General features: G+C 68.7%; 21 protein-coding genes and 3 pseudogenes. 11 read left to right on the top strand and 13 right to left on the bottom strand.

The features are described from left to right. Positions 1–261 precede the first annotated feature (261 nt). Positions 262–933, bottom strand: a complete 672-nt coding sequence (locus tag OHA98_RS21970) for a TetR/AcrR family transcriptional regulator (protein WP_266928446.1) — start codon at positions 931–933, stop codon at positions 262–264. A 61-nt stretch (positions 934–994) separates the two neighbouring features. On the opposite strand from OHA98_RS21970, the gene OHA98_RS21965 reads away from it, so the two are divergent. Further along, complete coding sequence (locus OHA98_RS21965; protein ID WP_266928445.1) at positions 995–2,407, top strand: MFS transporter; 1,413 nt, start codon at positions 995–997, stop codon at positions 2,405–2,407. Here OHA98_RS21965 and OHA98_RS42970 read toward each other — a convergent pair. Then, positions 2,313–2,714: a hypothetical protein gene (locus OHA98_RS42970; RefSeq protein WP_353962255.1), complete on the bottom strand. Its 402-nt coding sequence runs from the start codon at positions 2,712–2,714 to the stop codon at positions 2,313–2,315. The two genes, OHA98_RS21965 and OHA98_RS42970, sit on opposite strands and share 95 nt — an antisense overlap. Positions 2,715–2,835: 121 nt before the next feature. Between OHA98_RS42970 and OHA98_RS21960 the strand changes: the two genes are divergently transcribed. The 4 genes and pseudogenes from OHA98_RS21960 to OHA98_RS21945 all read left to right on the top strand — a co-directional run bounded on the left by OHA98_RS21960 (position 2,836) and on the right by OHA98_RS21945 (position 5,123). Continuing rightward, positions 2,836–3,459 (top strand): hypothetical protein, encoded by a 624-nt coding sequence (locus tag OHA98_RS21960; RefSeq protein WP_266928444.1) that lies wholly within the window; start codon positions 2,836–2,838, stop codon positions 3,457–3,459. Positions 3,460–3,502: 43 nt separating this feature from the next. Further along, a pseudogene (locus OHA98_RS21955) lies at positions 3,503–3,929 on the top strand (IS5/IS1182 family transposase); the annotation flags it as partial. A 4-nt stretch (positions 3,930–3,933) separates the two neighbouring features. Further along, positions 3,934–4,209, top strand: coding sequence for a hypothetical protein (locus tag OHA98_RS21950; protein ID WP_266931015.1), 276 nt, complete (start codon positions 3,934–3,936; stop codon positions 4,207–4,209). Continuing rightward, complete coding sequence (locus OHA98_RS21945; protein ID WP_266928443.1) at positions 4,182–5,123, top strand: serine hydrolase; 942 nt, start codon at positions 4,182–4,184, stop codon at positions 5,121–5,123. The genes OHA98_RS21950 and OHA98_RS21945 overlap by 28 nt, the downstream gene beginning before the upstream one ends. A gap of 308 nt (positions 5,124–5,431) precedes the next feature. Here OHA98_RS21945 and OHA98_RS21940 read toward each other — a convergent pair whose 3' ends face one another. From OHA98_RS21940 to OHA98_RS21910, 7 genes are all read right to left on the bottom strand, one after another. Next, positions 5,432–7,150 (bottom strand): ABC-F family ATP-binding cassette domain-containing protein, encoded by a 1,719-nt coding sequence (locus OHA98_RS21940; RefSeq protein ID WP_266928442.1) that lies wholly within the window; start codon positions 7,148–7,150, stop codon positions 5,432–5,434. 79 nt (positions 7,151–7,229) lie between these two features. Then, positions 7,230–8,864 carry a ribosomal protection-like ABC-F family protein gene (gene abc-f, locus OHA98_RS21935; protein WP_266928441.1) on the bottom strand — a complete coding sequence of 545 codons (1,635 nt, stop codon included), beginning with the start codon at positions 8,862–8,864 and terminating at the stop codon, positions 7,230–7,232. Between the two features lie 625 nt (positions 8,865–9,489). Further along, entirely contained in the window at positions 9,490–9,924 is a 435-nt protein-coding gene (locus OHA98_RS21930) for a spore-associated protein A (RefSeq protein ID WP_266928440.1), read from the bottom strand. 470 nt (positions 9,925–10,394) lie between these two features. Then, entirely contained in the window at positions 10,395–10,595 is a 201-nt protein-coding gene (locus OHA98_RS21925; RefSeq protein WP_266928439.1) for a hypothetical protein, read from the bottom strand. Between the two features lie 103 nt (positions 10,596–10,698). Further along, complete coding sequence (locus OHA98_RS21920; RefSeq protein ID WP_266930846.1) at positions 10,699–11,325, bottom strand: hypothetical protein; 627 nt, start codon at positions 11,323–11,325, stop codon at positions 10,699–10,701. Positions 11,326–11,645: 320 nt separating this feature from the next. Beyond that, positions 11,646–12,176 (bottom strand): DUF402 domain-containing protein, encoded by a 531-nt coding sequence (locus OHA98_RS21915; protein WP_266928438.1) that lies wholly within the window; start codon positions 12,174–12,176, stop codon positions 11,646–11,648. Between the two features lie 725 nt (positions 12,177–12,901). Next, positions 12,902–13,483, bottom strand: a complete 582-nt coding sequence (locus OHA98_RS21910) for a snapalysin family zinc-dependent metalloprotease (RefSeq protein ID WP_266928437.1) — start codon at positions 13,481–13,483, stop codon at positions 12,902–12,904. A 212-nt stretch (positions 13,484–13,695) separates the two neighbouring features. Here OHA98_RS21910 and OHA98_RS21905 point away from each other — a divergent pair. Beyond that, positions 13,696–13,876, top strand: a pseudogene (locus tag OHA98_RS21905) (hypothetical protein); the annotation flags it as partial. A 302-nt stretch (positions 13,877–14,178) separates the two neighbouring features. Then, entirely contained in the window at positions 14,179–14,526 is a 348-nt protein-coding gene (locus tag OHA98_RS21900) for a hypothetical protein (RefSeq protein WP_266930845.1), read from the top strand. A gap of 813 nt (positions 14,527–15,339) precedes the next feature. Here the strand turns inward: OHA98_RS21900 and OHA98_RS21895 are convergent. Together OHA98_RS21895 and OHA98_RS21890 are read right to left on the bottom strand one after the other, a co-directional pair. Continuing rightward, a complete protein-coding gene (locus OHA98_RS21895) occupies positions 15,340–15,849 on the bottom strand; it encodes a GNAT family N-acetyltransferase (RefSeq protein ID WP_266928436.1) in 510 nt (169 codons plus the stop codon). 174 nt (positions 15,850–16,023) lie between these two features. Continuing rightward, a complete protein-coding gene (locus OHA98_RS21890) occupies positions 16,024–16,383 on the bottom strand; it encodes a hypothetical protein (RefSeq protein WP_266928435.1) in 360 nt (119 codons plus the stop codon). A 127-nt stretch (positions 16,384–16,510) separates the two neighbouring features. Between OHA98_RS21890 and OHA98_RS21885 the strand changes: the two genes are divergently transcribed. The 3 genes and pseudogenes from OHA98_RS21885 to OHA98_RS21875 all read left to right on the top strand — a co-directional run. Next, positions 16,511–16,918, top strand: coding sequence for a hypothetical protein (locus OHA98_RS21885; protein ID WP_266928434.1), 408 nt, complete (start codon positions 16,511–16,513; stop codon positions 16,916–16,918). 11 nt (positions 16,919–16,929) lie between these two features. Continuing rightward, entirely contained in the window at positions 16,930–17,382 is a 453-nt protein-coding gene (locus OHA98_RS21880) for a hypothetical protein (RefSeq protein ID WP_266928433.1), read from the top strand. Between the two features lie 151 nt (positions 17,383–17,533). Beyond that, a pseudogene (locus OHA98_RS21875) lies at positions 17,534–18,262 on the top strand (2-oxoglutarate and iron-dependent oxygenase domain-containing protein); the annotation flags it as partial. Between the two features lie 506 nt (positions 18,263–18,768). On the opposite strand, the gene OHA98_RS21870 reads toward OHA98_RS21875, so the two are convergent. After that, entirely contained in the window at positions 18,769–19,374 is a 606-nt protein-coding gene (locus OHA98_RS21870) for a hypothetical protein (protein ID WP_266928432.1), read from the bottom strand. A 101-nt stretch (positions 19,375–19,475) separates the two neighbouring features. Here OHA98_RS21870 and OHA98_RS21865 point away from each other — a divergent pair, with 101 nt between their 5' ends. Further along, the gene (locus tag OHA98_RS21865; protein WP_266928431.1) at positions 19,476–19,628 is read left to right on the top strand and encodes a hypothetical protein; all 153 of its coding nucleotides are present in this window, start codon (positions 19,476–19,478) and stop codon (positions 19,626–19,628) included. A gap of 140 nt (positions 19,629–19,768) precedes the next feature. Here OHA98_RS21865 and OHA98_RS21860 read toward each other — a convergent pair whose 3' ends face one another. Then, on the bottom strand, positions 19,769–20,614 hold the full coding sequence (locus OHA98_RS21860; RefSeq protein WP_266928430.1) for an SDR family oxidoreductase: 846 nt from the start codon (positions 20,612–20,614) through the stop codon (positions 19,769–19,771). Between the last annotated feature and the right edge of the window lie 27 nt (positions 20,615–20,641).

Here is a 20,641-nt window from a genome sequence, read left to right as displayed (position 1 = left end):
CAGCACACATGCTCCCGCACATGGTGCTCAACCGGATCGCCCTCGTGTCGGAGACCCGGAGCACCATGATCACCCCGACACGGCTGACCAGCCTCGCGCTCGAAGCCCGGCCTCCCGCGCCCACGGCCCCCGCATGAGCGGTACGCCGCGGCCTTCGCCGTGGGGCGACGTGGAGGAAGGGGGAGGGACGAGGAGGGCGGCGGCACGGTCTTCGGCTGCCGGCAGCCGACTGGCACGGGGCGGAGCTCGGGGTGGTCCGCATCACTCCGTGTGGCGGTGGTGGATCTGCGGATCTCCGTCCTTCTTCCGGCTGATCTCCACCAGCTTCGGATAGTCGACCGCGACTCCCCGCAGCAACGTGTGCACAGCCTGCTCCGCTTCGTCGTCGCTGGTGACGGCGTGGCCGAACAAAGCACGGTAGTGGACCAGCGAGGCGAGCAGGTCGAGCAGCAGGTCCCGGTCGACGTCGTCGCGCAGGTCGCCGCGCGCGATGGCGGCGTCGAGCGCCTGGCCGACGGCGGTCCGGGGCGGGTCGAAGAGGGCGGCCATGAACGTCTCGCGGCGTTGTGGATCGTCGCCGTAGTCGGCGAGCAGTGAGGCGAGTGCGTCCGGTGGCATGCGCTGGAATGCGGCGACGTACAGCTTGATCGCGTCGCTGAGGTCGCAGATCGTGCAGTCGGTCGCGGGGGGGTCGAGACGGCCCAGGCGAGCGGTCAGGGCGTCGAGCACCAAGCTGGGCAGGGTCTTCCAGCGCCGGTAGACGGCCGGTTTCGTCGTGCCGGCGTGCCGTGCCACAGCCTCCACGGTGAGCCGGGCGTACCCGACCTCGTCGAGGAGATCGAGCACCGCATCGAGGATCGCCTGGTCGATGGAGGCGTCGCGAGGGCGGCCGCCCGGGGCCCGGCCTCTCGGTGCATGTTTCGGTTCAGCCATCCTGCCAGTCTAGTGTTAGATTCCGTTCCGGTACGTAATGAATCTCTCGGAGGGGAATCGCGTGACCACCAGAAGCGAGGAGCCGACTGCGGCACCGTCACCAGCCGGATGGGGAGCGTTGCTCGGCCGCGAACACGGGGAGGTCGCGGCGACGCTCGCGGCCGGAGTCGCGCTGCATGCCGTGAACGTCTACCTGGCGGCGACCATCCTGCCGTCGGTCACCGCCGACATCGGCGGATCGAATCTGTACGCCTGGGCCACCACGATCTTCATGTTCGCGTCCGTGCTCGGGTCGACGGCCGCGTCCGCCGTCCTCGGAGCCCGCGGCCCGCGCTCCAGCTACCGCTTCGCGGCACTGCTGCTCGCGGCCGGAACGGTGATCTGCGCACTCGCCCCGACGATGCCCGTCCTGCTGGCCGGACGCCTTGTCCAGGGCGTCGGAGGCGGGCTGCTCTTCGCTCTCTCCTACGCCATGGTCCGCATCACGCTGAACGAGGCACTGTGGCCGCGCGCCATGGCGCTCGTCTCCGCCATGTGGGGCGTCGCGACGCTCGTCGGCCCCGCACTCGGCGGCTTGTTCGCCCAACTCGATTTCTGGCGCGGCGCGTTCTGGGGACTTCTGCCATTCCTGCTCTTCTTCGCCTTCTGGGGCGCTGTGCGACTGCCCAAGGGGACGGCGGGGGAGTCGGCCCCGCGCATTCCCTGGGTGAGCGTGAGCCTGCTCGGCCTGGCCGTGCTCCTCATCTCCGCGGCCAGCATCTCGTCCCGGCTCGCCGTCAATGCCGCTGGTCTCCTGGCGGCCACGCTGCTCCTGGTCGCCTGGCTGCGACGTGAGCGGCGTACGACGATCCGGCTCATCCCGGCCGCCGCATTCGGCCCGGACGCGCGGCTGCGGCTCGTCTACGTCACGATGGCCCTGCTGGTGCTCGCCAGTACGGTCGAGGTCTACGTGCCCTACTTCGGGCAGCGGCTTCAAGGGCTCGGACCTCTGGCTGCCGGGTACTTGGGCGCCGTCCTGGCGGCGGGCTGGACGCTCGGCTCGGTCGTGTGCAGCGGCATGCAGCACCGCAGGGGGTTGATCATCGGCTCCGGCCCGGTCTTCTCCCTGATCGGGCTCGTCGTGCTCTTCTTCGCCGGCCCGGTGCACTCGGGCGCGGCCACGACCGTCGTGGCGGCGGGCGCCGGGCTGCTCCTGCTGGGCTGGGGCATCGGCATGGCATGGCCCCATCTGCTCACCCGGGTCCTGCAGTTGACGCCGGAGGAGGACCAGGACCTCGCCGGTTCCTCGGTCACGACGATCCAGCTCACCGCGACCGCCTTCGGCTCGGCGTTGGCCGGGACGGTCGCCAACGTGATCGGGTTCTCCGACGACGCGGAGGTCACCGACCTGCAGAGCACAGCACGCTGGATGTTCGGCCTGTTCGTGCTTGCACCGTTGGCCGCCGTGGTGACGGCGCGGCGCGCCCGCCGTTGAGGCGTGGCTCCACACGTTCGTCCCACCGCCAGGACGTACCGCACGGTCCCGTCCCCGTCCCCGTCCCCGCTGCCGGTGACGGCGACCGGACGGCCCTCCACCACCCCGTTGGCATTCCGCGCACCCAGCCGGTGTGGCCGGTCAGGGGTTCGCCGACGTGCCGGCCGGTGGCCGGATCCCACACCCGTACCGTCTCATCGGCGCCACCGGTGACGGCGATGGGGCAGCTGTCCACCACTCCCGTCGCTACTCCACTCACCGCGCTGGTGTGACCGGCGAGGGTCTGCCAGAGGCTGCGATCGACCATGCCGCCAGTCGCCCACGCCCCCCCCACTGCGCGGCGGGTTCGCCCTCCACCAGTACGCCGGTGATCCGCGCGTACCGATCCCGGATCGGACCATGTCGGTGCCTGGTGACAGGATCCCAGGGTGCTGATCAAGGGATACGACGACGGCCCGCTGGTGGCGGGCGAGTCACTGCTGGCCCGGTTGGGCTTCTGGTCGAACTACCTTCTGGCGATGTGCAGTGACGGGGCATGTGCTGAGCGGCCGGCTCCGGAGTGGTTCGGTGATGACGGGGCCGATGCCGATGCCATGTCCGACGTCCTCTTCGATCCCGAACACTGGCCGGTGTTCCGGGTGCCGGCCGAAGATGGTCCCGGAGCTGTGGTGATCTACCGCAACCTGGTCGGCGACTACGGAACCGACTACCTCCTCACCCATCCAGACAGGCGCTACGCCCAACAGATCGCCGACTGGGAAGGAGACTTCTCAGGGATGGGACTGACGTGGCGCGAACTGGTCCGCATGGCTGACAACCCTTCCGCCGCGGCAGAAGGCGTCCAGGACACAGCCGCCCGCCTCCTGCTGATCCTTCCCCTCCTTACCGACCCGGACCTGCCAGAGGCAGCCCCGGCAAGGCTCACCGCCGCCCTGACTGCGGTCGGTGCGCCGCAAGACACGGCCTCGACCACGGCGGAGCACCTGCTGGCCCACCTGGAGAGAAGGTCGCGACATGATCCCGCGTGGGAGTCTCCCCTGAGCGGCAGCTGAATGGCAGGCCGCCCCTTGGATCACCCCACGGAATGATCTTGTGATGCCACGTGTGACTACGTTGTCGGATTCTTCCCGGTCAGCCCCGTTCACCGGGCTGAGCGCCCGCGTCGGTTCGGCAGAGGGATGACTTTTGCTGCGGCGCGAGGGTGCGGACGCGATCTGTACGTGTCGGCCGTGGGGCCTTCGGCGGGAGGACCGGGGCGCCGCTGGTCGCGGCGTACTGGCGGACGAACTTGACGGTGCGGCAGATCCCCCGCTGTTCGGTATCCCGAAGTCCGCAGCCCAAAGGATCACCGCCCACCCCGGCTTGATGCTCGCACTCCAGCCCCGCGAACGGTTCGCCAAGGACACCGTGCTGATCGTGGGTGGGCACCCTGGTGCCCACCCACGACCACACCATCCCGGCGCAGTCGAAGAACTACCGGCACTCCACCGACCACCACGTCATCGACGCCGACACTCGGCTACGCGATGCTCACCTGGGAGGGCAACCAGATCCAGGGCGCGGGCAACATCATCGAGCAGCTCAAGAAGCCCGGGTTGAAGGCGGTCAAGACTCAGATCGCCGCGACCGACGCGCAGCCCGGAACGAACAACGGCGTCGTGCTCCTCGTCCTTCACGGTCCTGAGCCGCAGGGTCTCCGCAGGTCCCCGTTGGAGCGGCGGTGCAGTCGGTCGGGGACGACGTCGATGATTCCGTGGATGGTTGACTGGCCTTCATGGAGCCGACCACAGAAGTGCTCGTGACCCGTGGCCCCGCAGTCGTGTACGAGACGCGCACGGGTGCTGCCGACGTGGGGAAGCACTTTCAGATTGCGTCCCTGAGCAAGCAGTTCGCCGCTGCCGCCGCGCTCCTCCTCGCCGAGGACGGAACCCTGGCCCTGACGGACCAACTGGTCGACCGGGTTCCCGGCTGCCCGTCGTCGTGGGCCGGCATCACCGTGCACCACCTGCTGACACACACCTCCGGTCTGCCCCACTGGGACCCCGGCCCCGGCCCCGGCCCCGGCCCCGGCCCCGACCCCGACACCGACACCGGCCCCCTCCCGCCACCGCTGTCCCGCGTGGACACCATCGCCCACGTCATGCGCCTGCTCCCATTGGCCGAGCCGGGGCAGCGATGGCACTACAGCAGCCCCGGATACGTCCTCACGGCCCTGCTGGTCGAGCACACCACCGGACGCCCCTACGCCGACATCCTGCGCGAACGGGTCCTCAGCCCGCTCGGCCTGTCCCGCACCGGCACCACTGCCCCGGGCCACCGGGACGGCACGGGCAACGGGGAGATGGACCCTTCCTGCCTCCCGGGCGCCGGCGACCTGTGGTCCACCGCCGGCGACCTCGCGCGCTGGGCCCGCGCACTGGAACGGGGCCACCTCCTCGGACCCGACTCCCTGCACAGGATGTTCACCTCCCACATCGCTCCCCGCATCCAGTACCCGATGCCGCTCACCGTCACGGGATACGGCTACGGGGTATTCCTCGGCACCTTGGCGGGGCACCCGGCACGCTTCCACCACGGAGACAACCCCGGTCACCGCTCACTCCTGGTCCGGCTTCCCGGCCAGGACACCGGCATCATCGTCCTCACCCGCGACAACCACACCGACCCGTACGCGACTCTTTCCGCCCTTCTCGCCACGTCGGCGCTCCGCCTGTGAACACCCGTAACCCTGACGGAGGCGGTGTACAGACGGCGCTCCTTGAGCCCCAGCGGGGGCGTGACCATGTGTGGGAGGCCAGGGTTCAGTCCACGGCCGCACGGACGCCGCCGCGGACCTGTCTCAGGACGTGGATCCAGGGGCAGCCGGTTCCTCACACAGGCCGTGGCCTGCGGTCAACCTCCCTTGAGCGTACGGCACTTGAACGAATACCGGGCTACCCGCCGAACCGCATCATGCGTTGCGGGCCCGGTGATCCAGTGGTTTCCAGTTTTCGGCCATACGCGCGAGGGCGGTGTCATGGGTGGTCACTGATCCGGCGCCTCGGTCCCGGTCGTGTCCGGCGACCGCTTCGGAGCATGCTCCCCGACGGCAACGGGCTGTTGCCCGCTCTCCCGCTGACCGCGTCCCGGCTCCAACCGGATCTCGCGCCCCTGCCACCTTCGGCGAAGCCAGCGGTCGTGGCTTGCCAGGACGATTGCGCCGGGGCCGGTGTTGAAGGCCTCCTCCAGCTCGTCGCACAGGCGTGGGGAGAGATGGTTGGTGGGTTCGTCGAGCAGCAGCAACTGGGGTGGCCGCGCCACCAGGAGGGCCAGGGCGAGCCGTCGGCGCTGGCCGACGGACAGATGGCCGACGAGTTTGTCCACGTCGGCCGAGCGCATCAGACCGAGCGAGCTCAGCGGTACCTTCTCGGCCCGAGCTGTCCCCAGCAACATCTCATAGGTGTCGTGGACCGTGCGGTCGTCCCGGTCGAACACGGTGTCCTGGGTGAGCAGCCCCACCGTCAGCCGGTGCCGCCTGCGTACCTCGCCCTCGGCGGCAAGCCGTCCGGCGAGCACGGCGAGCAGAGTCGACTTGCCCGCCCCGTTGCCGCCCGTGACCAACAGCCGGTCGGTTGCGGACACCTCCAGGGCGTCCAGAGCGAGTCGGCCGGGAACCCGTACGTCCCGCAGGGACACCAGGGACCGCGGGTCTCCCTCCGCCGGCGCGGCCAGCTCCCCGGCCGCGAACCGCAGGGGGTGCGGTGGCTCGGCGGCCTGGGTGCGCTCCAGTTCCTCCAGCCGCCGCGTGGCATTGCGCACCCGGCGGGAGATCTGGTTCTGCACTCGTCCGGCCCGGTGGCCGTAGCCCATCTTCTCGTTGTCCTGCCGTTCCCGGCCCGGCGCGACCAGGTGCGCTGTCACGCCGGCCGTGTGACGTAGTCCCTCCAGTTCCTCCTGCTCCTCGGCGTACCGCCGCTCCCAGCGCTGCCGCTCGGCGCGCTTCTCACCCAGGTAGGCGCTGTAGTTGCCGCCATAGCGGACCGGGCCGTCCACCGACGGGTCGAGGTCGACCAGGTGGGTGCAGACAGCGTCCAGGAACGCCCGGTCGTGACTGGCGACCACCACTGCTCCGGGCAGGCCCCGGACCTGTTCCTCCAGGAAGGCGGCGGCGCTGTCGTCGAGGTGGTTGGTCGGCTCGTCCAGCAGCAGCGCCGACGGCCGTCGGACCAGCAGCGCGGCCAGGGCGAGCCGGCTGCGCTGTCCGCCGGACAGGGAGCCAAGTGTCCGGTCGTGCCCGACCGCGCCGAGGCCCAGCCCGTCGAGCATCAGGGCCGCGCGGCGATCGGCGTCCCAGGACTCCCGGTCCTGTGCCTGCTCAAGTCGCCTGCTGTAGGCGTCGAGGAGGTCCTGATGGCCAGGGGCCTCCTCCGGGACCCGGGCGAGCTCCTCGCCGAGCCGTTCGAGCTCCGTGACGTCCTCGCGGGCCTCGCACAGCGCATCGTCCATCACGGCCGTGAGGGACGATGCGGCCTCGAAAGGCATCTCCTGGTGCAGGAAGCCGATGTCGCCGGGGCGCCTGACGCTTCCGGCGTCAGGTTGGTCCACGCCGGCCAGAACCCGCAGCAGGGTGGATTTGCCGACACCGTTCTCCCCGATCAGGCCGATGCGGTGTCCGGGGGAAGCGGTCAGGGAGACGCCGTCGAGAACACGTCGGTCCCCGAGGCTTCGGACGAGGTCGTGGGCGAGCAGAGCGGGCTGGGGCACAGGGAACCTCTGAACGTGATCGATGCTCGGCCCGCCGGGCACAGGGCCTCGGGCGCGGGCCAGTCAGTACGCCGCCGGCTCACACCGCGGGTGCTCCGGTCTCCTTGAGAGCTCCGTCGGTGATGCGCAGCCAGCGGTTCACCCCGATCTCGGCAAGGAACCGCTCGTCGTGGCTGATCACCATGAAGGCGCCCTGGTAGGAGTTCAGCGCGCTCTCGAGCTGGCCCGCACTGACCAGGTCGAGGTTGTTCGTCGGCTCGTCGAGCAGGAGCAGATGGGGGGCCGGCTCGGCGCACAGCACGCATGCCAGGGTGGCGCGCAGCCGTTCACCGCCGGAGAGCGCCCCCACCGGCAGATGCGCGCGGGTGCCCCGGAAGAGGAATCGGGCGAGCAGGTTCATCCGCTCCGCCTCGGCCCGATCGGGGGCGAAGGCGGCGAAATTCTCCGCCACGGTACGGCCCAGGTCAAGCAGGTCCAGGCGCTGCGAGAGATAGGCGATCCGTCCGTCACCGCGGGTGATCTCTCCGGTGTCCGGCTCGAGATCGCCGGTGATCAGTCGCAGCAGGGTGGTCTTTCCGGCACCGTTGGCCCCGGTCAGCGCGATCCGCTCGGGGCCGCGGATGGTCAGGTTGACGCCGCCGTCGGTGAACACGGCCTGACCGGAGTGGTGCACCTGCATCCCCTCGCCGAGGAAGAGGTTGCGTCCTGCGGGCACCTGGGTGCCGGGCAGTTCAAGGGTGAGCCGCTGTTCCTCGCGCAGGGCGCGTCCGGCCTCATCGAGCCGGGACTTGGCCTCGCTGACCCGGGAGGCGTGCATCTGGCCGGCCCGGCCCGCGGACTCCTGCGCGCCGCGCTTCATATTGCCGGCGAAGATACGGGGCAGGCCCGCGTTCTTGAGGTTGCGGGCGGCGTTGCTCTGGCGGCGCTCGGCCCGCTCGCGGGCCTGCTGCATCTCCCTCTTCTCCCGCTTCAGCTCCTGCTCGGCGTTGCGGATGTTCTTCTCCGCGACCTCCTGCTCGGCACGCACGGCCTCCTGGTACTCGGTGAAGTTGCCTCCGTAGAAGCGCAGTTCGTCGCCGGTGAGTTCGGCGATACGTTCCATGCGGTCGAGCAGCGCGCGGTCATGGCTGACCAGCAGCAGGCAGCCGTTGAAGTCCGCCAGCACGTCGTAGAGCCTGTGCCGGGCTTCCAGGTCGAGATTGTTGGTCGGTTCGTCGAGCAGCAGCACATCGGGGCGCCTGAGCAGTTGGGCGGCGAGGCCGAGTGAGACGACCTGGCCGCCACTGAGCGTGCTCAGGCTCCGGGTCAGTTCCAGGCCGACGAGTCCGAGACGGTCGAGCTGGGCGCGGGTTCGCTCCTCGATGTCCCAGTCGTCACCGATGGTGGTGAAGTGCTCCTCGCTCACGTCCCCGGATTCGACGGCGTCGAGGGCGCGGATCACGGCGGCGATGCCGAGCACCTCGGCGACCGTGAGGTTTCCGGTCAGAGGGAGGGTCTGCGGGAGGTAGCCCAGCGTTCCGTTGAATGAAACCGAGCCGGTGGCGGGCCTGAGTTCGCCGGCGATGAGTTTGAGCAGCGTGCTCTTGCCGGAACCGTTGGGTGCGACCAGACCCGTGCGACCGGCAGCCATGGTGAAGGACAGATCCGTGAAGACCGGGGTGTCGTCAGGCCAGGCGAAGGAGAGGTTCGAGCAGATGATGGCAGCGTCGTACATGGAGCGTCCTCGAAGAACGAAGGGCAGACAGAGCTCTGCCCTGGACAGTGTGGGAACAAGGGGAACGACGAATAAGCCACGCCGACAGCACTACTGAACGCTGTCCGGTGGCCAGTCACATCCGGATCTCACCCGGAGATGTCGTCTTCACCCGCCACGTCTGCCACTCCTCGATTCCGACAATGCGCAACTCACACCGTAGCAGGCGCGGCACCTGCCGGGTCCGGGAATTCTCTGCCCGAACGGCCCCAGCGCCGCTGTCATCAGCACCCAGAAGCACCCAGAAGCGCCCAGAAGCGCCCAGAAGTACCCAGAAGCACCCCAGAAGCCCCCGACCCACCGCAGTCCGCCGCTGCTTGCTCAGAAGCTGATGTCCTTCCGAGAGCGACGGGTGTGCTTGCGCCGGTCAGGTATGAGGGTGGTGTCCCGGTGGCAGGGGCGAGGTGCCATGGTGCCTCGTCGGCGGAGGGGGAGAGGCCGGGACGGCTCACATCGACAAGCTGTACATGATCTTCGTCGCAGAACACTGTTGACGAGGCGTATGTCCACCACCCACCCGACAACCCCAACGGCCCGCCGAAGAAACGACAGGCCGTCAGGAAGAATCGAGGTCAGCCGCTGTTGCTCATCCGCAGTTCGTGCCTTCTCCAGAGGCATACGTCGCGCCGATTTCCCCTCGCCAGTCGATGCACCTGCCCGCGGCACCCGGGAGATAGACGGGGCCCGCGTAGTACTCGTACATCCCGAAGTCGTGGTCGTACCAGGGTTGTCCCGAGTAGCCCACCCAGGCCCCCAGCTCATATATGGAGCCGTCCTGTGTCGCCCTGATGGCGACAACGCAGTTCTTCTGCGCGGTGGGACTCCACGTCACGTACACGGTTCCCCGGCCGAACTGCGTGTCTTTCCAGTTCACCACGTTGTAGCCCGAGCCGCATTTCCCGTTGTAGGCAACGTTGGGAGAGGCGGCGGTACTTGCGCTTGCCGTACCCGGGAGCCCTGCAAGCATGGCGAGCGTCAGAAGAGGAGCGGACAGTCCAGCGAGCGTTCTTCGTGACAGCATTGACGAAACCCTCCTGATGAAAGTGGTTCACGGCAACGCGGATCCGTCCCCGTGCAGTGCACCCCGGCGGAGCGGCTTCACTATGCGAGAACCAAGGGCCGGTGACAAGAAGGCATCGCCCGCCCCAGCAGTTCCCGCTTGCGTCCGAGGCCTTCCTGGCCCCGTCCATCGCCCACCGAGAAACACGGCGGGGTCTGCGGGAACGGGCGATCCGCTTCCACTGCCGGTGTCGACAGGCCTCGCTCCGTCATCGCGTACTCGTCCAGGGCGAACCACTGGGTGGGTCTGGCGGAGGCCGCGCCCTGGCCGCTGGTTGCCGGCGTTGGTCCGGACATCGGCCCCGGGGCGGCTCGCCGCACCGTTCGGCCGGGCGCAGTGGAAGTCGGCCTGGTCATCGCCGTACCGGAGCCAGGCGGCGGACGCGGGCTGTACATACAGGTGGTCGGCACTGTTCCCCCCCGCTGGACGGTCTACGGCCGAGGCGTGGGCACACCGGGTTCGACCACGGGGCATCGCGTGCCCGAGTAGATGGTGGGCATGCAGCGGTTGCGGTGAATGCAGCACGAGGCGGCCGCGGAGTCCGTGGTGATGCGTCTGGCCGGATCGGGGTCGCTGAGCAGTGCCCGAGCCATCGCCACGAAGGCGAAGCCCTCGGCCATCGCGAGGTCCATGCTCTCCCGCCGGGTGATGCCGCCGAGCAGAATGAGCGGCAGGTCGAATTCGGCGCGGAAGCGCCGGGCGTACTTCAGGAGGCAGGCATCCTCGTACGGGTAGTCATGCAGGAACCGGTGACCGGTGATCCGTCAGCCGGATGCCCCAGCGCAGCGGCGGAGGGAGGCGCCGGCGAAGTCGCGGACCGGGGCGTCGCCGTGGAAGACGTACATGGGATTGAGCAGCGAACTGCCCGCGGTGAGCTGCAGGGCGTCGACCGAGCCGTCCTCCTGGAGCCAACGGGCGACCTGCAGACTTGTCGTCCACGTCCAGGCCGCCGCGAACGCCGACCTTCATGCCGAACTTCGCCATGACCGCGATCTCGGCGCCGGCCTCCTCCCGCACCGCGCGGGCGATATCGCGGGCCGGCCGGGCCCGGTTCTCCAGGCTGCCGCCGTAGGCATCGGTACGACGGTTGAGGCGGGGGCTGAGGAAGGAACTGGCCAGGTAGTTGTGACCGAGGTGGATCTCCACCGCATCGAAGCCGGCATCCACGGCAAGGCGCGCGGACGTGGCGTGTGCCCGGGTGACGCGTTCCAGGTCGGCGGCGGTGGCCGCCCGGGTGCGCCGCATGCCGAGGGGGTTGAAGAAGCGGCCCGGACCGAGGGCCGCAACGCTGTTGGAGGCGGCGTCGGCCACGGGGCCGGCATGCGCCAGCTGCGCACAAGCGGCCGCCCCCGCGTCATGCACGGCGTCGGTCAGTCTGCGCAGACCAGGCAGCGCCTCCGGCCGCAGATGCGGCTGGCGGCGTTCGTACGGCCGTCGCGGGACACGGCGCAGTAGGCCACGGTGGTCATGCAGAGATCGTTTGGCGGCCTTCGTGGTGATCCACCTGTCCGTCGGCCTCGTCACCGGATCGGTCAGATATGGCCCGCACAGCGCAGGTTCCCGCCGTATCCGAAGACCTCTCGGCACAAGAGGCATTGGCCGTTGAGACAGACCGCAGGTGTGGAGGACCGGATGGGACGCCCACTTGGTGTGGTGCCGTTCCGTCTCGCTCGTACCGCATTTCAGCCCTCCAAGAGCGTCCATTCGCGAGGAAGGTCGACGGACAGCACGGCCTTGACCTCGGCGGGCGGGAAGTCCGGCCAGCTTCGCTCCACGTCGTGCCGACGGTTCAGCCGTCGGTCCAGGAACCGCTGGCTGCGGATCAAGCCGTCCGCGGCCTGTGCGGGGCTCAGTTGGCCGTCGGCCAGTGCCTTGGCGTATTCGTCGAGGTCGAGGAGGCGGTAGGGGTGGTCGGGCGGCCCGACGATGACGTCGATCCACAGGTCGTCGACCCGTATCAGCTCGCTGTCCTCGACCACGGCGACCAGGTCGCAGTACCACCAGCCTTGCTGCTCAGGAGGAAAGAGGACCGGCTGATTGATTTGCATCCCGTCGTCGAGCAACACGAAGCTGCGTTGGACATAGTGCTGTCCTTGCTGCTCAAAACCCCAGTCATAGGCGACGACGTCCCCCCACCTGAGGCCTGCGGCCCGAAGTCTGCCGTCCCGCAGGACGGTGACCGGCCGTCCCGGGTGTGCCATCGAGTCAGTCATGGCGCCCAGCCTTCCATGGGCCACCGAGGCCGTCGCCCAGCCGGAGTGCTGACCACCGCGCGACCAGGTTCGGTCAGACAGCGACTCGATCGACTGAGGGCAGGGGACTGGGGACTGGCGACAGCCTGATCTGATGACTCCTCCCACGGGGATTTCGGGGGGTGCCGACCTCGGGCATACCGACGTGGTCGAGCACCAGAGCTTCGGGAGCGGCGAGGTTGCGAGTACGAATACGCCGACACGGATTCTCCGGGGCGGCGCATCACGGCATTGCAGTCATCTGTGCCATTTGCGGCCGCCAGGGGCGTATCGGCTCCAGGCTCCGCCTGTGGACCTCCGACCGCTTCACGCCTCCGACGGCGCCACGCTGCTCGACCCGGACAGGCTCGTCGGCGTGCTGTGCCGCTGACGGCGGCCTGTGTCCCGGTGGTGGTCTCACCTCGACGCCGGTGCCACCACCGGGACGCGGCGTGCGCTCGTGGAGCTGTGGCTGAACTCCTCCATCCGGCCTTCGTTCGCGTCACCACGAGTCCTGTGCCCGGCGAAGGCGATCCCGCAGCTTCCGGGATGCCTTCTACGAAGGTGCGGCGTTCGAGGTGGAGCCGGTACTCCATGACCGTGCCACGGCTGAGGAGGGTGGACACCGGTGTTCAGACGGGGCGGAGGTCCGGGTGGGGTGCACCGCGGTCCGGCGGTTTGGGCGGCGGTGCACCCCACCCGGACGGTCAGGGTGCGTCGACCAGCAGGCGGCCTTCGGACGGGGTGCGTGTGGCGGCGCGGCCGGCGTAGGCGGACTCGACGCGGGACCGTTCGGCCGCGTTGGGGACGGAGTTCTTGCAACTGATACCGGCGCTGGAGCCTGACATCAGCTGGGAGCACGGCCCGGGCTTGGTGTCCGGCAGGCCGAGGTTGTGCCCGATCTCGTGGGCGGCGATGCGGGTCTTGTCGTGGCCCTCGGTGACCGCCAGGCTGCCGAGTTCGACCCGGGCAAGGCCGCCCGGTCGGACCGGGCCCAGCGTGGCCTGCGGCCAACCGCTGGTGGCGACGATCTGTATCTCGGCGCGGGTGCCCGGCTGCGCCTTCGCCAGCTTGACGTTGCTGGTGTTCGCGTTCCAGGAGGCGACTCCGGCCGTGATGGCGGCTTCCCAGCCGGAGGCCCGGGTGTCGTCGTAGTAGAGGGTCGTGGCTGCAGAAATGCTGACCGGTGCAGCCGTTGCGGGCGTAGGAGCGGCGTGCGCCGCGGGCATCATGATCATAGTGATGGCCGCAGTGGTGACGGCTACCGCGAACCACTTCGAGTGGGGCATGGCTGTCCTTTCGCTGGGCTGGTCTCCGTGAGAGGGCGGCGGGGCCGGTGGCACGGGCAGTGGGCACCGCCCCCTCGGGGGAACGGAACAAGCATCCATTTTGTCGATGCACTGTCAATGTGTCGTGATGGGGAGTATGCGGGCGCAACGCCGACTTCCGCCAATGTCGGCCGGTCATAACATCCGTGGATGTGCGGGTCGCAGTCGGCTGTCTGGGCCTGGACCACTTCGAGGGCCGCACCTGGCGCGGCCGGTACTGCCACGTCCCCCTCGTCACCGCAGCTCCGGCATCCCTCGCCCTTCCGGAGGCTCGACCCGAAATGTCCGCAGGGGCGGTCTTCCGGTGCATGGTCCTGCGGTCCTGGCTCTTGCCGGTGGGGTCCAGGGACTTGACGGCCATGGTCGGCAGCGACACAGTCAGCCGCCGTGCAGGTGTGGTGCGAAGGACCGGGACGAACAGTCCAACGCATGACCGTAACGGGAGATTTGGCCGGGAGCCGGGGTGAGGCTGGGGCCCGGGTGGAGCTGGCGTCTTCCGGACAACGGATGCCGGGAGCGTCTGTGATTGACCGGTATGGATCTGGGCGGTCATGCCCGTCTACCGGAGGATTCGTGAGTGCAACACGCGTGCCCGAAACGTCTTCGAATCGAAGGGGCTTGACGTGAAAGCAGTACGTGCTCTCGGAGCTGTGGGGATGGCTGTGGCCTTGGCAGGCGGTGTGTCTGTTGCGGCCCAGACGACGGCGTTGGCTTCATCCAGGACCACCGCAGTACAGGCGGCGGACACCTGTGCCTATCCGTATGTCTGTCTCTTCAAGAACGGTGTGAAGATCGGCCAGTTCCAGGATGTCACCAGTACGTGGCAGAACCTGCCGTCCAGACCGTCCGGCCCGGGGCTGGTGGTTCAGAACACCCGTAATGACGATGTCGCTCATATCCGCTGGTCGGGGGGCGCCACGACCTGCATACCCCCGAACTCGAGCTTCGGAGTGACCGGCGGAACGCTGACAGGAATACGGATCTCCAGCGCTGCCACCTGCTGATAGCGGCCGAGACGCGGGACAGCCGGTTCGTGCGGGCCGGGCGGGATCGGTCCGGCCCGCGTGCCTGGCTGGGCAGCTCTTTGCGATGGGATCCGGCCCGGTGGAGGCTTCGGCGGTGCGGGGCCCCGGAGCCCGTTCCTGTCCGGGCGACGGCCTTCAGGGGGGTGTCTCACTCTCTCGCGGAGTCTGGCTGATGGGGGGCATGATCTTGAGCATGCGCACCTGAACTCGAACTCGGTCTGCCCACTCGGTTGTGGGGAGGAGCATCTGCGCATGCCGTTTCCGTCCCGGGAGGGCCGCGATGCCCCCGAACCACAAGCACCGTGAACGAAGTCAAGGCCGCGGCTATGGATCGGCGGACACTTCTGGGCCGGCCCGATGGGTCTGTGCGGACTGCCGTTGTCGGCGCTCAATTCGACCTGGTCATCGGCATGTTCAATCGAGCAAGCCATGGGCCCCCGGAGTCGAGCATCTCACCGGCGAGGTCCCCGACGCCCCGCTCACAGCCGGGCAGTTCCACGCGCTTCATCAGTTGGCCGTCACCGCTGCGGAGGCCGTACGGAACGACCGCCACCGGACTCGATGTCGCCTACCTCCTGTTTGGACTCGAAACCCCGACCTGACCAACACCACCGGAGGTTGAAGACCTGGCTCGGATGCTGTTCATGAACCGGGTGTACGCCGTCACCGGTGCCTCTCCTGCGGGTCGGTTCGAGGAGAGCTCGGGTTCACCCCCCCCGGACGGGGGCCCTCCGGTGCGGGCCTACGAGCCGACGTGAGTGTCCGCGAAGTGGGCAAGGAAGCGCTCAGGGTTCAGCCCTGGGTATCAGCCGGGGCGTTGAACGTGATCCAGGTATCGGGTGTCAGTTCTGGGCGACCCGGTACTGGCCTGCGTTCCTCGGTCCACGCGTCGCCGGCAATCTCGGTGGCAACGCGATGCCAGAATGCGACTGCGGCGGTGTTGCTCTCCTGGAAGGCGACTTCCCATTGCCCCGGATGTTTCGCCACGACCTCTTGAACGGCTTGCAGCCCGACCCCCGTTCTGCGCGCCCCACGGACGACGAAGAAGCTGTTCAGCACGCGCGTCGGAGCTGTCAGACTGCGGACGAACGCGAGGCCGACAGGGGAGGTGCCACTGGTCAAGAGGTAGGGCGCCCAGTCGGCCTGCGTAAAGGCGGCGTGGAGCCGATCGTTCCGGAAGGTTCCGTCGGGGTTGGGCAGAGCGCCACTGATCTCGGACATGTCGTGTCCGAACAGCAACCAGAGGCGCTCCATTACCGGTTGGTCGGATGCTTCGGCGAGGCGCACAGATACGTCGGTCATGAATCTCCTTCGTGTTGCGTGAAACCGTGGTGTTTCGGAGCCTCTTGGGCGCACGAATGTGGCGGGATCGCGGTGGCGGCCCCGTTGCGTCCGGGGTGAGGCCGGGCATGAAAAAAGCCTCCCTGGCGGAGGCGGGGCCCGGCCGGGAAGGCTTGAGTGCAGGCAGACAACATATCAGCATGCCCGAAGCGCCCGTCCTACGGGGTCGTATTGGCCTTGCCGGGGATCAACCCCGGTGATCTCAGGGGCGTATCCGGCGCTCAAACCGCCGCGTTCACGGTCCGGTTGGCGGCGATGCTCTGGTGGAAGCTGGGAAGCTGGGAAGCCGGGAAGCCGGGAAGCCGGGCTGAGGACGTGGGCCGACAGCTCGGACGCGATCTCCACGAGCGAAGTGTCGCGCGCGCGCGGCGAGGCCGAGCCCGGACCTGCGTGGTCGGTGAACCAGGCCAGCGTGAGCAGCCCGACTTCCTGCTCCTCCGTGCGGTGCGGCGAACTCTCCAGTTCTCGGAGCCGCTCCTGCTGCGCTGCGGACATACGGGGCCGCGCTCCGCCCGGTCCCAGGTACCCCGATCACCGACGAACGGCCCGCACACCAGCTGCGTCGCGGCCACCGGTCGGAGTGCCGCAAGCAGAACCGGCTCACCAGATCGGTGCTGTAGGAGTGCCCGATCAGCACGGCCTTGGGCACGTCCCACGCGTCGAGCAGCTCGGTGAGATCGTCGATATTCGGCACCCGTTGCTGGACCTGTCGCTGTTCCGCCGGCCCGCGTTCACCGCTGCGATGCTCACGATCGCGGTCGGCGAGGGCACCGTCTACGGAATCATGCCCTACACCTCGCTGTGGCTGCAGTCCGTGCAGCACCTCTCCCCTCTCGCCGCCGGTCTGGTCGTGCTGCCGCACGCGGCGGCTGCCGCATCGGTAGCGGTGCTGGGCGGCATCCGGAGACGCAAGCCCTCTCCCCGTTCGGGCGCTGCCCTCGGGCTCGCTCTCGCCGGTCTGGGGGTCGGTGCCCAGGGCTTCCTGGGACCCGGGTCGGGCTGGCCCGTCCTGGTGGGGGCCTGGCCCTGAGCGGGGTCGGCATGGGACTGATCTTCCAGGTCGCGGCGACTCTCGCGCTGAGCTCCGTTCCGGCCGAGCACGCGGGTACTGCCAGCGGCACCTACAGCACCTTCGAACAGCTCGGCTACGCCTTCGGTGTGGCTGTCTTCGGCGCCCTGGCCGTCTCCACCATGACCATGTCCCTCCAAGGCAAGGTCACCGATCCCGCCGCCACCGCACAGACCCTCTCCGGTGGCGGAGCCGACAGCCTCCTGGCCCACACCCCGGCTACGCAGCGCGCCTCTCTGGAGCACACACTCCATACCGTGTTCGCCACCGGGCACAACACCCTCGCGCTCACGGCCGGTGCCGTGGCCCTGGCCGGAGCCGCTCTTGTGCTGTGGCTGTCCCGACCGCCCCGGCAGGAACGCCCGACTGCCGCAGACGAAAACACCACCCCTGACGCCCGACCGGCGACAGCCGCCATCGAATGAGCCCGGCGGCAACCGTGCCGCGCCAGACGATCCGAGGCGCGCCGTACCCGGCGGACACGTCCTGACTCACGCCGTGCCCCCGCACCTCACCGGCCGGCTTCAGCCTCACTCGTATCCCGGCCCGCCCACCGACCTCAATGAGGGACTCAGTATGGCCACCACTCCGATTCCCGTCATCGACCTCAGCGCCTGGACATCGAATCGCAGCGCGGACCAGCAGCGGCTCGCAGCCCAGGTCGACCTCTCCCTGCAGTCCACCGGCTTCCTCCTGGTGACCGGACACGGCATCGAACCGGATCTGCCCGGCCATGTACGCGCCGCGGCACGCGACTTCTTTCATATGCCCCAGGCGGCCAAGCGGCACTACGACCAGAACCGACGTGGCTGGATCGGCCGGGAACGGGTGACCACCGCCCGGTCCGAAGGCACCCACACCCCACCGGATCTGCTGGAGGTCTGGTTATGCGCCGTCGATTCCTCCGTACGGCCTGGCAACGCACACCGGATACCTTGCGACTGGCCCGACGAAGTCCCCAGCCTGCGCCCGCTCGTCACCGCGTACACCGACCGGATGCGCACCCTCGCCGACACGCTTCTCGACGTCATGGCGACCGCCCTGCGTCAGCCGGCCGACTTCTTCACCCGCCATACCACCCGCCCGCACTGGGACTTCACCATCAACTGGTATCCGGCAGCCCACGAAACCGGTGCCGCCGCACCCGGTCTGTTCCGCGTCGGACCGCACACCGACTTCGGCCTCATCACCCTCCTGAACCGGGAGTCCGGCAAGGGCGGCCTCCAGATCTACGACGATGCGTCCGGCTGGCAGGACGCCCCCTACGAGCCCGGCGCCTACACGCTCAACATCGGTGACCTCATGGCCCGCTGGAGCGGAGACCGCTGGCGTTCCGGCCGGCACCGCGTTCTGCCGCCGCCCCCCCGAGGCCCCGCAGGAAGAACTCACCTCACTCGTGTACTTTCACGCCTGCGCACCCCACACCCGCATCGCTTCGCTGCCGGCACCTCTCGGCCTCAGGCCCTACAGCCCCGTACGTGCTGGGGAGTACCTCCACGACAAAATGCAAGCCATCCTCGGTTGACGTTCGACCCGCGCCTCGGTCGGCAACCCCGGCGTGGAAGTCAGCGGATGGCCAGGGCCTCCGGTCGCCAGGGTTGTGGGCACCTCTCATCCAGGCGATACCCAGGTGATGACCCGCACCGGCGATGCTGTCAAAGCAGAGCCGAGCTGTTACCCACACTTGTCCCTCGCCTACGCCGCAGGCGGCGCCGAGACCGTCGACGTGGTCACTCTGGCGACCGATCGCCGGAGTGCCGCTCGCGGGGGGAGAGAGACTCGGGCCCGACGGCGGCGCCGTCGACGGCCCCTCAACGAGAGGACGGAATCTGTTCCGATGTGCCGACCGCCTGTGGTGCCGTGGCGGACGGTGGCCTGGATATGCGGGCCACGGGAGTCAGTCCGGCCATGAGGAGCAATGCGCCGATCGGCAGCAGATCCAGGTTGGCCGCGAACAGGAGGAAACCCACGAGTACCAGCAGGGGACTCCAAGCGGGCAGCAGACGCGGCTTGGCGGCCGCCAGCATGACCAGCAGGGTGAGCCAGCCCAGCTGGAACGCAAGTGGGCCGATCATCTTCAGGGGTTCAGGCAAGGGTGCCGCGGTGTCCAGCTGCGCGAACAGATCACCGAGAATGACCCAGAGGAAACAGGCGACGCCGAACAGGCCGACTGCCGCAGCCATGTTGGCGAGGAAACGCCTGCGTATGGTGGCGGCGGGGGCGAGCTGCCGCAGCCTGATCGTCACCATGCCGAAGAGTGCGAAGGCGATGAAGAACAGCGTGTGTCCGAGGTTCCAGGCGAGCCCGGGTCCGTGCTCCCCGTCCAACCCGTCGAGGAGTCGCAGCAGGCCGTACAGCAGCAGCATGAGCGGAGCGGTGAACGCGGGGCTCCGCACGCCCACGAGTTTGGAGGTCATACCGGCAGACTCACAGTCCGGCTGCCTCCGGCCAATCGGGGACGGCCCCAGCAAACCCCGGAATGTGCCCCGTAGGGGCCGCGTGCACCCAGGAGACACGGTTGCCGAAGCCTGACCTCGACGCGACGGCCGACGGGCGAATCCGCAGGCGTGGGGGATCGGGCGAAGTCCACATCGGCGCTGCCATGCGCAACACCACCCCCAAGATGCTGCCTCGCCTCGCCTCGCCTTGCTTCGACGAGATCAAGACCTAACTCTTGGTCCGCCGGGCCGGTGCCGAGCAAGGGGATGGCTCGGTGAGATCGAGGGCATCGATCTCACCTCTACCTTCCTGCGTCAGAAACGCGGAGAGAGCCGTCGACCGGATCGCATCGCGCCGGTTTCGTTGACACGGTCAGCCCGGCCAACCACCCCTGTCGGCAGTGGACTTGGCGAATTCGGCAAAGGTCCGAGGCGAGCGGCCAAGGGCACGCTGCACGCCGTCGGAGACGTACTCGTCCGTACCCTCCCTGAGTGGCTCAATGACGTCCGCGAAGGCTTGGGCGTCCGTGGGCGGCAGTCCCTGCTGCACGAGTTCCGCGACGTAGCCCTCGACGGAGAGCGGCACGTAGCGGATTTTCCGGCCGGTGGCCTCGGAGATCGTGGCGGACGCCTCGGCCAGCGTCACCGCCCGGGGTCCGGACAACTCATAGATCTGGCCCGCGTGCCGGTCCTCGGTCAGCGCGGCGACCACCACCGCGGCGATGTCCTCTGCATCGACGAAGCTGGCAGCCCCATCGCCGCCCGGTAGCCGCAGCTCACCGGCGCGGACGGCATCAGCGAAGAAGCCCTCGCTGAAGTTCTGCGCGAACCAGCCGGGCCTGCTGATCGTCCACTCCAGACCGCTGTCCCGTACGGCGGCCTCGCTGTCGACGATGCCCTCAAAGACACCGCTGCTGTCCTTCGCGTAGTCCGGATTGTCGATTCCGCGCCCCGAGGCCAGCACGATCCGCCGCACCCCATGCTGCACCGCCCGCTCGATGAACGGGCGAACGAGCTTCGTGCCGTCCAACTGCACGATGTAGATGGACTGCACGCCCTCCAGAGCGGCATCCCAGGTGCCGCTGTCGGTCCAGTCGAAGATGTGCTCGCCGTTCCGGGCCGCCGCGCGAACAGACAGCCCCTTGGTCCGCAGTTGGCCGACAACTCGACGGCCAGACTTACCGGTTGCCCCGGTGACAAGAATCGGAAGTTCAGACATGACCCCAGTCAACGGGCCGGCGCCGAG

Origin of the sequence: Streptomyces sp. NBC_00654 (assembly GCF_026341775.1) — a bacterium.
Taxonomy (GTDB): Bacteria; Actinomycetota; Actinomycetes; order Streptomycetales; family Streptomycetaceae; genus Streptomyces.
The sequence above is the reverse complement of the archived record's forward strand: the minus strand, read 5'-3'. Positions and strand labels throughout refer to the sequence as shown.

Bases quoted from the DNA above. Each gene is read 5' to 3' on its own strand.
- OHA98_RS21970 (WP_266928446.1), bottom strand. From the start codon at position 933: ATGGCTGAACCGAAACATGCACCGAGAGGCCGGGCCCCGGGCGGCCGC.
- OHA98_RS42970 (WP_353962255.1), bottom strand. From the start codon at position 2,714: ATGGTCGATCGCAGCCTCTGGCAGACCCTCGCCGGTCACACCAGCGCG.
- OHA98_RS21950 (WP_266931015.1), top strand. From the start codon at position 3,934: ATGCTCACCTGGGAGGGCAACCAGATCCAGGGCGCGGGCAACATCATC.
- OHA98_RS21945 (WP_266928443.1), top strand. From the start codon at position 4,182: ATGGAGCCGACCACAGAAGTGCTCGTGACCCGTGGCCCCGCAGTCGTG.
- abc-f (WP_266928441.1), bottom strand. From the start codon at position 8,864: ATGTACGACGCTGCCATCATCTGCTCGAACCTCTCCTTCGCCTGGCCT.
- OHA98_RS21930 (WP_266928440.1), bottom strand. From the start codon at position 9,924: ATGCTGTCACGAAGAACGCTCGCTGGACTGTCCGCTCCTCTTCTGACG.
- OHA98_RS21925 (WP_266928439.1), bottom strand. From the start codon at position 10,595: ATGGACCTCGCGATGGCCGAGGGCTTCGCCTTCGTGGCGATGGCTCGG.
- OHA98_RS21915 (WP_266928438.1), bottom strand. From the start codon at position 12,176: ATGACTGACTCGATGGCACACCCGGGACGGCCGGTCACCGTCCTGCGG.
- OHA98_RS21910 (WP_266928437.1), bottom strand. From the start codon at position 13,483: ATGCCCCACTCGAAGTGGTTCGCGGTAGCCGTCACCACTGCGGCCATC.
- OHA98_RS21900 (WP_266930845.1), top strand. From the start codon at position 14,179: ATGGCTGTGGCCTTGGCAGGCGGTGTGTCTGTTGCGGCCCAGACGACG.
- OHA98_RS21895 (WP_266928436.1), bottom strand. From the start codon at position 15,849: ATGACCGACGTATCTGTGCGCCTCGCCGAAGCATCCGACCAACCGGTA.
- OHA98_RS21890 (WP_266928435.1), bottom strand. From the start codon at position 16,383: ATGTCCGCAGCGCAGCAGGAGCGGCTCCGAGAACTGGAGAGTTCGCCG.
- OHA98_RS21880 (WP_266928433.1), top strand. From the start codon at position 16,930: ATGGGACTGATCTTCCAGGTCGCGGCGACTCTCGCGCTGAGCTCCGTT.
- OHA98_RS21870 (WP_266928432.1), bottom strand. From the start codon at position 19,374: ATGACCTCCAAACTCGTGGGCGTGCGGAGCCCCGCGTTCACCGCTCCG.
- OHA98_RS21860 (WP_266928430.1), bottom strand. From the start codon at position 20,614: ATGTCTGAACTTCCGATTCTTGTCACCGGGGCAACCGGTAAGTCTGGC.